11 protein-coding genes and 1 pseudogene are annotated in these 11032 nt (G+C 41.5%); 7 read left to right on the top strand and 5 right to left on the bottom strand.

Annotated features, from left to right (window positions below):
* Both HWQ58_RS32170 and HWQ58_RS32165 read left to right on the top strand, forming a co-directional pair.
* A partial coding sequence (locus HWQ58_RS32170; protein WP_292871953.1) for a hypothetical protein occupies nt 1–239 on the top strand: 239 nt, incomplete at its 5' end.
* A 204-nt stretch (nt 240–443) separates the two neighbouring features.
* Nucleotides 444–881: pseudogene (locus HWQ58_RS32165) on the top strand (IS630 family transposase); the annotation flags it as partial.
* Nucleotides 882–1430: 549 nt separating this feature from the next.
* Here the strand turns inward: HWQ58_RS32165 and HWQ58_RS32160 are convergent.
* Entirely contained in the window at nt 1431–2030 is a 600-nt protein-coding gene (locus HWQ58_RS32160) for a DUF1802 family protein (RefSeq protein ID WP_292871951.1), read from the bottom strand.
* A 79-nt stretch (nt 2031–2109) separates the two neighbouring features.
* Between HWQ58_RS32160 and HWQ58_RS32155 the strand changes: the two genes are divergently transcribed.
* Nucleotides 2110–3066: an aldo/keto reductase gene (locus HWQ58_RS32155; protein ID WP_292871949.1), complete on the top strand. Its 957-nt coding sequence runs from the start codon at nt 2110–2112 to the stop codon at nt 3064–3066.
* A 624-nt stretch (nt 3067–3690) separates the two neighbouring features.
* On the top strand, nt 3691–4110 hold the full coding sequence (locus tag HWQ58_RS38640; protein ID WP_366839012.1) for a hypothetical protein: 420 nt from the start codon (nt 3691–3693) through the stop codon (nt 4108–4110).
* A gap of 360 nt (nt 4111–4470) precedes the next feature.
* Here the strand turns inward: HWQ58_RS38640 and HWQ58_RS32145 are convergent, their stop codons facing one another.
* The gene (locus HWQ58_RS32145; RefSeq protein ID WP_292871947.1) at nt 4471–5403 is read right to left on the bottom strand and encodes an alpha/beta fold hydrolase; all 933 of its coding nucleotides are present in this window, start codon (nt 5401–5403) and stop codon (nt 4471–4473) included.
* Nucleotides 5404–5496: 93 nt separating this feature from the next.
* Here HWQ58_RS32145 and HWQ58_RS32140 point away from each other — a divergent pair, with 93 nt between their 5' ends.
* Nucleotides 5497–6375: a shikimate dehydrogenase gene (locus HWQ58_RS32140; protein WP_292871945.1), complete on the top strand. Its 879-nt coding sequence runs from the start codon at nt 5497–5499 to the stop codon at nt 6373–6375.
* Nucleotides 6376–6613: 238 nt separating this feature from the next.
* Here HWQ58_RS32140 and HWQ58_RS32135 read toward each other — a convergent pair whose 3' ends face one another.
* Together HWQ58_RS32135 and HWQ58_RS32130 are read right to left on the bottom strand one after the other, a co-directional pair.
* Nucleotides 6614–7996: an aminopeptidase P family protein gene (locus tag HWQ58_RS32135; RefSeq protein WP_292871943.1), complete on the bottom strand. Its 1383-nt coding sequence runs from the start codon at nt 7994–7996 to the stop codon at nt 6614–6616.
* 47 nt (nt 7997–8043) lie between these two features.
* Nucleotides 8044–8295, bottom strand: a complete 252-nt coding sequence (locus HWQ58_RS32130) for a hypothetical protein (RefSeq protein ID WP_292871941.1) — start codon at nt 8293–8295, stop codon at nt 8044–8046.
* Nucleotides 8296–8445: 150 nt separating this feature from the next.
* Between HWQ58_RS32130 and HWQ58_RS32125 the strand changes: the two genes are divergently transcribed.
* Nucleotides 8446–9252 carry a PhzF family phenazine biosynthesis protein gene (locus HWQ58_RS32125; protein ID WP_292871939.1) on the top strand — a complete coding sequence of 269 codons (807 nt, stop codon included), beginning with the start codon at nt 8446–8448 and terminating at the stop codon, nt 9250–9252.
* Nucleotides 9253–9254: 2 nt separating this feature from the next.
* Here the strand turns inward: HWQ58_RS32125 and HWQ58_RS32120 are convergent, their stop codons facing one another.
* Entirely contained in the window at nt 9255–9719 is a 465-nt protein-coding gene (locus tag HWQ58_RS32120) for a DUF29 domain-containing protein (protein WP_292871937.1), read from the bottom strand.
* A 197-nt stretch (nt 9720–9916) separates the two neighbouring features.
* On the opposite strand from HWQ58_RS32120, the gene HWQ58_RS32115 reads away from it, so the two are divergent.
* Nucleotides 9917–10660, top strand: a complete 744-nt coding sequence (locus tag HWQ58_RS32115; RefSeq protein ID WP_292871935.1) for a class I SAM-dependent methyltransferase — start codon at nt 9917–9919, stop codon at nt 10658–10660.
* Nucleotides 10661–11032 lie beyond the last annotated feature (372 nt).

The raw sequence follows: 11032 nt of genomic DNA, 5'->3' as shown, positions 1-11032 counted from the left end.
GAGTATACACCTCAAATCCTAGTTGTGCTTCCTTAGGTACAAATCAGGTGATCTGCGCTGGTCTTGGAACTAATAAAGCACTTTTTGCAAATCGGTTTAATGGCAGTTCTTGGAGTGGGCCTCAGAGTCTGGGAGGTGTATACAGTTCAGATCCTAGTTGTACTCGCTTAGGCACAAGTCAGGTGATCTGTGCCGGTCTTGGAACCAATAATGCACTTTTTGTTAATACTGGCCCATAGTTCAATACCTTCGTCAATTTACGAGTATTGGCATAGAGCTTGTCCTAAGATTTTACACGCTTGTTTTCTCATAAGGCAAAAAACTGAGCCAATAAAATCCTATATGGTTTTTGTGTGAGGAATTTTTACTGTCCTGTCCGTCTGGATTGGGGTTTTACGTTTTGGCTTACAAGAAACTTGACGGGAGTGTGAAAGCCCCTGAGAGGAATGGATAATAGAGAAGATTATGGCTATGGGTGGAATGAAAAAGGTCAGCGATTTCATGCACTGAAAAGTGGGAGGAGACAAAGACGAGTTAATATGATTGCTGCCTGTTGTAATGGGAAATTATTCGCTCCATTTACTGTGGAGGGTGCAAGGAAGCGAACTGTCTTTGAAACTTGGCTAGAAACTTGTTTAATACCATCGCTAAAACCTGCACAAATAGTGATTGCAGATAATGCCACATTTCATCGAGGTGGATGTATTCAAGAATTAATTGAATCGGCAGACTGTCACTTAAAATACTTGCCATCCTATTCACCCGAACTTAATAAAATTGAGCGATGTTGCTCATGGTTAAAGAGTCAAATTCGTAAACAACTAATTCAATTTGACTGTCTTCGGAATGCTATGGAAGATGTGCTTCGCACAGCGTCCTAACCGCCTTGTCCATTGCTATATAAGCGCAGATTTTAGAAGTTAGTTATAAAATAATACGCTTGGCTTTGTGAAAAACTTTAGTAGCGTGTCAAGGCGAAAATAGTGTATTAGATGTAAATGTAGGTTGGGTTAAGCAAAGCGCAACCCAACAAGCAAGGTCTGGAAATGTTGGGTTTCGTTCCTCAATCCAACCTACTAGTACCGCAAAGCGGAATTAAAAATTAAAAATGAATACAGCATAAGGGTTTCGTTGATTTGGAATGGTTGGTTTATTTCCACCGTGTTGTACTAGCGCGGCAAGCTTAATTTATTGGGTTGAGTAATTTTGTTCATGATTATATTTTGGTTTTTGTGAGTTTTTGAAACCCAACATTTTAAGCTTATCGCGCTGCTACAAATATTATTGAGTGTTTGACCAAACCTGATATTAGAGATAATTTATAAAGTTATAAATCAAATGAGCTATAGGGTGGAATAGCACTTACTTAAACTAAATTTAGATACCCGACTTATTGAATAAATCGGGTATCTGAACAACAAGTTGGGTTATTAGAAGGATGGAGCATACAACTTATCGCCGACAATCTGGCGAATTGTCTCTACTATTTGGCTGTATGCAAAGTTAGATAAAACTGGTTGTGCTGTTTGCAAGTAAATCGATCGATCTAAATCAATCCATGACTTGCAGCCAGCGTATTTGGCGTAATAGGGAATTTCTTGCTCTTGCGGTAGTTTATATGTCCGCAGAAGCAGAATATAAAGGGGTTGACGTGCTTTCCATTTGAGGCGATCGCTAATAAAATGCTCGTTCCAAATATGGAAGGGAAGTAAACTGTTGACAATAGACTCGTCACTCACTGGCAAAATATCTGTAATTTCAGCCCAACTGCCAATGCGAACTGTTTCAGGATGCCAGCCTGATGTTACTGGATAAACATTATTGGCATATTCAGCTTTCAGCATGAAAGCTTGTTGGTGCTCATAAGTGGGGTAAAGCAAAATTTGCTTGTGGGCAACTTGGAAATGTCCATGTCGTTCGTGGATACCGCCTTTGCGGAGCAACATAATTGTTTTGCCACTTTCTAAGGCATTTATGGCAACTGCCCATTCTTTGAGAGCATGAAAAGTTGTAGTCAATTCCATCGGCATCTACTGTAACTCTGATTTAATTTGAAGCTAAGACTGATAAAGTATGAACCTGTCTAAGGCAATAAATTAGGAAGTAGTTATGGAAAAGCGATCGCTAGGTACAAGTGAAGTCAAAATCACACCCATTCTGATGGGAACTTGGCAAGCTGGTAAAAGAATGTGGGTGGGAATTGAGGATGCTGACTCGATTAAAACCATTCGAGCCGCTTATGAAGCTGGCATCACAACAATTGATACTGCTGAAGCTTATGGTGAAGGACACTCTGAGCGAATTGTCGCTGAAGCTTTATCTGATGTACGAACTCACGTGGAGTATGCCACAAAAGTTTTTGCTAACCATCTCAAGTATGAACAAGTGATTGAAGCTTGCGATCGTTCCTTAACTAACCTGAAAACTGATTACATCGATCTTTACCAAATACATTGGCCCTCCGGCGCTTTCAATAGTGAAATAGTACTTATCGAAGAAACGATGAAAGCTCTTAACCTGCTCAAAGAGCAAGGTAAAATTCGAGCAATCGGTGTTTCCAATTTTTCTGGCGTCCAGTTAGCAGAAGCAGCAAGTTATGGACGTATTGATAGTTTACAACCACCCTATTCTTTATTCTGGAGACAGGTAGAACAAGATGCATTGCCCTATTGTATCGAAAACAATATTTCTATCCTTGCTTATTCGCCTTTAGCGCAGGGGTTGTTAACAGGAAGATTTGCTGTCGGTCATAAATTTGACCCAACAGATAATCGTGCTAAAAATAAACTGTTTCAAGGCGAAAACTTTGAACGTGCCCAACAAGCGCTAGAAAAACTGCGTCCTATAGCCTTTGTTCATAATTGTACCCTTGCTCAGTTAGCTTTAGCCTGGTTAATTGCTCAACCTCAAACAAATGCGATCGCTGGAGGGCGTTATCCCGAACAAGCACGAGACAATGCATTAGCCGCCCAAATCAAGCTTTCTATCGCCGAATTGGCAGAAATTGATGCCATTGGCCGTATTGTCACCGACTATCTGGATGACAATCAGATTATGTGGGATTGATGACAATGTAGTTTGCTTACTATGCTTAATCTATCTAAGATCCCTTTAACTTTCTTCAAAAGAGGGTTGGGGATCAAATTTCTAACTTTAGATTGCAGAATCTAACAAAACGTCAACTTTAGTTAACCAAGGGTTGCAACTTACAAATTAAGTGATAATTTAGATAGTAGGACACCGAACAAAATAAAACCAAACAAAAAGGGTTAATGACTTAGTGTCCCCTTGTCATCAGCCCAAGCAGATTTCAGCATATCAAATGTAATAGAAGTGGCAAAAAGCCTAATGTAGAGGGCAAAGCCAAATCCTAAAGCGGAAAAACGCAAGAATGCTGAGTTTGTTAGTTTTTCAGTCCACCCTAGTTATTAACCTTCAGTTAGTTAATTAGTTTAAAATTTGAAACCTGTAAACTCGATAAAACCTGGTCAACCTCGACCAGGTTTTTGGCATTTTATTGTAATATGATTTTCTCGGTACGGCAGGGAGTGCCAGTGGGGCTTTGTTGGGTGGGGCTTTGCTTAACCCAACCTATAATTTTTCACAAAGCCAAGCGTATTGGATGGACTCTAGCTAATTTTCCAGCAGGGAATAAAATAGGACAGCAATATATCCTGCTAGGAGAATTTGATGAAAAAGTATCGCTTTTTAAATAAGATTACTACAGCTATGATTGTAGCTGCCCTTTCTTTTTCGTGTAAGTCTTCTGTTAGTAGAAATGCAGAACAGGCAAAAGTAACTGATAAACCGAAGCCACAACCAAATCTTATCTATGGCGATTTAATTATTAAAGAAAAATCAGATTATCTGATGATTCCTGTTAGTCTTGCAGAGCAGAATGAAGATAAAGGAATTGATTTAAACCTTTCACGTTCTTATGAAAATGAAAGAAATAATCAATTGTATAATATCATCTTTTATCAAAAGCAAGGTAGTGAAGCTCATCTTTTATTAAATAAAAAAGCCATTATCACCTCCTTCGATTTATTGGAGGTAAAAGCGGCAGAGAAGCCCACCACAAGAATTTGGTTATATAAAATCATTGACTAAGATACAAATACAGATAAAAAACTTAACAGCGAAGATGTTACTATTGGCTATCTTTCTGATTTATCAGGTAAGAACCTTCAGCAAATTACCCCAAATAATACTCGAATAATCAGTTGGGTTGTTGTTCCAAGTCAAAATGCAATTTTTCTAAAAATTATTAAAGACTCGGATAATGATAAAAAATTTACAAAAGAAGATAAAAAAAATTTTGTGAGGGTTAACCTCGATAAAATCGGTATGGGGACTGAAATTATTAGTGACCAAATAGAGCAAGAACTTAAATCCTACGTTTTTAAATAAGCTTATTTGTAGTAAGCAGCTTCAGCCGCTTACTACAAATCTTTAATTATTCACACCGATTTACTTAGACAACACCCAATCCCGTAAAAGTTGATTTACTCCATCGGGTACTTCATCATGGGGACAATGACCTGCTGTTAAGAAATGCTCTGTGAGTTGAGGACAGTATTGACGAAACTTTTGAGAACGTTCTCTAGGATTCATCCACGGATCGGCTTCTCCCCATAACATCAACAGAGAACAAGTTAATTGCTTTAGTAGTACATCAACTTTTTCCCCTTGAGGACTGCTAAAAACTGAAACAAATACATCCAATGCACCCGGATCAAAAGCAGGGCGAGAAATTTCTTCTATCAATTGGTCTGTAACCGCACTTTTATCAAGGTATACCTTTTCTAAAGTTTGGCGAATTACCCAACGTTGTCGTACATATTGAAATAACACAAACTGAGCTAAAGGTTGTTGAAAAATCCATTTAACTGAGTCACCCAGAAGTTTCTCTAAAGAAGAGGGTTTTTTGGGTGGCTGAATTTCGCTTTGCAAAGCTTCCGGTTCAGATGTTGGCTGGTTTTCGCTAAAAGGCCCAGCACTATTGAGCAAGACTAATCCAGCTGCACTGTCGGGACGTTGTGCTGCAACACATAAGCAAGCATAACCACCAAGAGAATTACCGGCTAATACTGCTTTTTCACCAATCACTTCGCTGATAAAATCATGGAGTTGATCGCGCCACAAGTCGCCACTGTACTGCAATTTTGGTTTTGCCGATCGCCCAAATCCCAAAAGGTCGATCGCAAATACTTCAAAATCTTGACACAATCCTGTGATATTCTTGCGCCAGTGGTCTGTAGAAGCACCAAATCCATGTACCAAAAGCAAAGGCGGACGTTGCATTTGTTTCTCTCCCGCACGCACGTAGTAAACGTTGTGCCCGCGCCACTGCCAATATTTGCCAGGAATTGGAGTTGTAGAGGAGGCTGTAGTTGCCTGCATGATTTAAAGAAATGTTAAGGAGCTTTTAATAATTGTAGGCTAGCTGAGGAGTGAGGAGCAGGGGGATGACAAATGACAAATGACAAATGACAAATGACAAAATTAATTACAGGTAAAACTAAACTACTAGGAGTCATTGGACATCCGGTAGAGCATTCGCTGTCGCCAGTGATGCATAATGCAGCGATCGCCCAATTAGGATTAGATTACATTTATCTCCCTTTTCCGATTGAACCACAAAATTTAGAAGTGGCGATCGCAGGTTTAGCTGCTGTTGGGGTTGTCGGCTTTAATGTGACAATACCTCACAAACAGGCAATCATTCCCCTACTCTCAGAAATTACACCCCTGGCTCAAACTATTGGAGCAGTGAATACTGTTAGCCGCCAAAATAACCAATGGGTAGGCACAAATACAGATATAGAAGGATTTATCGCCCCTTTACAGACAACATATAAACAAGATTGGAGTCAAAAAGTAGCGGTAATTTTAGGCAATGGTGGTGCAGCCAGAGCAGTTGTAGCAGGTTGTACTCAGCTAGGTTTTGCCCAAATTCATGTTGTTGGGCGCAATATGCAGAAATTAGAAGAATTTCGCAATAGTTGGAGCGATTCACCCCTGGCTGAGAAATTCCAGGTTCATCAATGGGAAGAATTACCAAAGCTCATTCCCCAAGCAAATCTGCTGGTAAATACAACTCCGATTGGCATGTATCCCAAAGTCGATGAATCGCCTTTGAGTGTAGAAGAAATCGCGAATTTACCAACAGGTGCGATCGCTTACGATTTAATATATATTCCTAAACCAACGCAATTTCTAGAACAGGCACAAAAACAAGGCGCAATTGTGATCGATGGATTAGAAATGCTAGTCCAACAAGGGGTAGCAGCATTAAAAATCTGGTTACAGCAAGAAATGCCTGTAGAAGTGATGCGCCAAGCGTTACAAAATCACCTGGGTTTAGGGGAGTGATGAAACTACCGTATTTCATATCTGGCTATTACCCACCTTGCAAAGAGGGAAAACAAGAAATCTAGTTCCCTCACGCCACTTGCTTCTCCCTTGGCGCTAGCCTCTCCCTTTGGGAGAAGGGGAGACGCTGCGCGTAGCTTGCTTCTCCGTAGGAGTACAAGTCGGGCAAAGCCGCCCAACGCAGTGGCTCCCCAATACATACGGGGAGGGTTAGGGTGGGGTAAAATTTAGCGTAAACTCAGCCATTAACTAGATTTTCTATAGTATCGGCATCATTTGGCAATGCGGCTGTTAAAACTTCGCTGCCTTCTGTAGTAACTAAAACATCATCTTCAATGCGGATTCCCCGGACATCGGCAAATTCCGATAAACGCTGCCAATTCACCACATTCTGATATTTTGAACGGACATTGGCATCATTTAAAATTGCTGGTACTTGATAAAAACCAGGCTCAATTGTGACTAACATTCCTGGACGCAGGGGACGATTTAAACGGAGGTAGCTTAAGCCAAAGCGATCGCTCCTTTCACGTCTCTCTTCATACCCAGCTAAATCGCCCAAATCTTCCATGTCATGGACATCTAAACCCAGTAGATGACCGATACCATGAGGAAAAAACAGCGCGTGGGCATCCATTTCTACTAAATCTTGGGGATTTCCTTGTAAAATGCCTAACTCTACTAAACCTTCAGCGATCGCCGTAGCCGCTAGCAGGTGAATATCCCCATACTCTACACCAGGCTGGATTTTAGCAATACAAGCATCATGGGCTGCCAACACCACGTTATAAATATCTCTTTGGGTAGATGAAAATTTACCCAAAATTGGCCATGTACGAGTCACATCACCTGCCCAACCCGTCTGGGTTTCAGCGCCAACATCGGCAAGCAGTAAATCACCTGGTTGCAAACTATGGTGATACTGCTCGTTATGCAAAACTTCACCGTGAACAGTGACAATACTGTTGTAAGAGGTAGTCATATTGTGGGCAATAATTACCCCTTCCATCGCTGCCCGAACTTCAGCTTCTAGTTTGGCTTGGGGTGTTGCTGCCATTCCAGCTTTGTGAGCTTTGACAGTGACAACCGCAGCTTTTCGCAACTCGGTTAATGCAGCATTATCGTGGGTAAGGCGGAGAGAAACGATCGCCTTAGCTAATTCCAAGTCAATTCCTTGGAGAGGACTTTGTGGTAAAACCCATCTATTTAATAGCTGCGATTGCTGCGTCCAAGTAGCTGCATCTTGAACAGCAAGTGTAGCGGCATCTTCTAACCAAGACTCTAATTCTGCCATTGGTCGAGCCACATCCGCCCCAATCTTCTCGGCTATTTCTTCGCGCGTTGGCGTTTCTCCATGCCAAAGGGCGCTGCTGGGTGACGGATCGTCGATGAATAGTTCTAGCTTGCCCGCTTCTAGACGAATTGCCGCCTTTGGTAATGGCAGTCCGGCGAAATAGAGGAAATGACTGTTAGCACGAAAGGGAAAGGTATTGGCGGGAAAGTTGCGCGAATTGTTGCTACCTGACCACAGAATTGCTGGAAAATCAATCAGGTTGGCTAGTTGTTGCCGTCGGTGGCGTAAAGTATCGCCGAGGGAAGTAGAAGTTTGTTGGATAAACATAAATGTCAACTCCAAGAACAGGATAAAGGTGATAGTTTTGCCTTTATTTAGTCGTTATCGTCTTTATCGTCATCTTTTTGATCATTTTTGCGATCGCCATCTTTATCGTCGTCATCTTTGTCGTCCTGCTGAGGCTGTTGGTTAGGTTGTAGGACTGGTTTTTGTTGCTCAGTTGGTGCAGGTGGCTGCGGTACTTCAACAGCACAGCTAACTAATCCTCCAGAAATTAGCGCTGAGTTGACAGCAGCAAAGATGCTTTTGAAGATTTTTATCCTCACGTTTTCGGTTTGCTTTAACATTGACTCTAATTTTTGGAGATTGTATTCCTAATTTCTAAGGTACTGTATATAGTGGTTCTCATTAAACAAGTAGGGGCACGGCACGCCATGCCTCTACACCTTGCTACTGATAAATATATTGCTTTCTAACTTTCAAGGTGACTCTATCTAATGGGACAAATCATTACTCAAGTTGATGCTTTTACCAATACACCTTTCGCAGGTAATCCGGCTGCTGTCTGTGTTTTGCCTACTCCCCAAGATGAGCGCTGGATGCAGAAGATAGCGCAGGAGATGAATTTATCTGAAACAGCTTTTCTAGTCAGACAGGATGATGGGTTTAATCTGCGTTGGTTTACACCCACGGTGGAAGTGCCGCTTTGTGGTCACGCAACTTTAGCTAGTGCTCATGTACTTTGGTCAGAGGGACATTTATCACCTGATGAAGTTGCACGTTTTTATACCAAAAGTGGAGTGCTGATTGCTAAGTTGCAAGGTGAGTGGATTGAGTTAGATTTTCCTGTGAATCACTCACAAGCAACAGTCGCCCCTCCAGAACTCAAGCAAGCTTTGGGTGTACCCTACAAATCTGTCTTGCAGAATTCACTAGGTTATCTAGTGGAATTAGAAGCTGAAGAATTAGTACGGCAAATACAGCCCAATTTTCAACTACTTAAAACGTTACCGATTTCTGATGTCATTGTCACCAGCCTCACTGACTCTGATTCTCAATATAATTTCGTCTCTCGCTTCTTTGCACCGGGATTAGGTATTAATGAAGACCCAGTTACAGGAGCGGCTCATTGCTGTCTTGCTTGGTTCTGGCGCGATCGCTTGCACAAAAATGAATTTTTGGCTTATCAAGCATCCAGTCGCGGCGGTGTGGTGAAGGTATATTATGACGGGAGCGATCGCGTCTTTCTCGCTGGACAAGCGATAACTGTGCTACGAGGGGAGTTATTTACCGCATCAACTTAATATTACAAATCAATAATATCCGGCAAAAACTCACTATCAAGAACTTGGGCAATGGAATAAGGACATTCCACAGGAAACATATTTATTGGTAGTTCAGTTTCATTACTAGCAGCTTTCAATCCCCGATGATAGCACTGGGCTAAAACTTCTTCTGGATAAGACTTGAGGCTGGGACTCTCTTGCAGTAAATCTGCAATTTTGTGGCGCTGCTCATCAATAGTATTTCGCCAAGAGCCACTCCGCAAACTAGATTGATGTTGCCACTTGAGCAAATGCTGTAATAATACTTCCAAGCGGCTTTTCAACTCTCGTCGTTCTGACCGTCCCAAGCTTTCAATCTCCTCAATCACAGCATCCCAGTCTACTTGTCCAAATTGTCCAGCACGAATGAGTTGTACAGTTTTTTCTGTCCATGCTGCAAAGTCTGTTTCATACAACTGGGCTGCGCTTTTCGGAATCTGGGTCATGAGCTTCCTGCAATCTACCGTATACTAGCTAAATTGGAGATACTTTACGCCCATTTTAACTTCAAGAAAGCGATCGCATCTTTTTAGCCATACAAGCCGTAACGCGCTTATCTTGAACTGTTGATGCTGAGGTTGCAGGCGTAGAATTTAACTTTTCAGACATCCTTTAATAAAAAACTTGCAAGTGAGGTGAAAAAATGGCAGCCGTGTTTGATAACATAGCTCTCCAGTTTCAAAAACTTAATAAATTGCCTTATCGCTTGTATGGTGAGGCATATACATACTTAAATTTAATCGGAGATGTTGCCGGGAAATCAATCCTCGATCTAGCATGTGGAGAAGGATTTTTCACACGATTGCTCAAACAGAATGGTGCTGCACGTTTGGTTGGTGTGGATATTTCCTCAGAAATGATCAAATTGGCAAGACTTGAAGAAGCCTCTGTTCCACTTGATATTGAATATATCATCGGTGATGTCATGGAAATTGGTTCTATTGGCAGCTTCGATCTTGTGGTAGTCTCCTACTTGCTGAATTGCGCTTCAACTAAAGAGCAACTACTCAAAATGTGTCAGGCCATAGCAATTCATCTGAAACCTGGTGGTCGATTCGTCAGTTTGAACAATAATTTAGAACTGCTTCCAGAGTTTTATCATAAACATGAGAAATATGGCATTTCTAGAAGATGTGCTGAATCGCTCCAAGAAGGTACTCCCATAACCTTAACATTGAGCATTCCTGATGACGGTGAGTCTATCAGTATTGATAACTACTACCTTAGCCAAGCGACTTATGAATGGGCCTTGATGAGTGCTGGTTTTAAAGAGATCCGCTGGCACCATCCAATAGTCTGTCCCAAAGGCATACAGAAATTTGGCTCCGAGTTCTGGCAAGATTACATTGACTATCCCGATATGATAGGCATTACCTGCCTAAAATAGCTGTCAATGCAGTTGGTTATATCATGTCCGCCAAATCACCCATAATAAAAGAACCCCACCCCCAACCCCTCCCCGCAAGCCTACCGTGTATACACAAATCAAATTACCCCCCTTAATCCCCCTTTATAAAGGGGAGAAATAAGAAATCTTGTTCCCTCCCCTTTCTAAGGCTACCGTGTACACACAAGTCGAATTTCTTCTTAAATCCCAAAGATTACCTACTTAATCGCAGTGATGGTTAGGGTGGGGTAAAACTAAAGCTAAAACCTTAGTAAATCGGGTTTCAGGTGAGGTTTTGAGAATTTATGCAATAAATATATTGAATTCGGGTGGTCGTTTATTGAATTCGGGTGGTCGTTTATTGAATTCGGG

The sequence above is a fragment of the Nostoc sp. LPT genome (assembly GCF_017115165.1).
Classification (GTDB): Bacteria; Cyanobacteriota; Cyanobacteriia; order Cyanobacteriales; family Nostocaceae; genus Nostoc.
The sequence above is the reverse complement of the archived record's forward strand: the minus strand, read 5'-3'. Positions and strand labels throughout refer to the sequence as shown.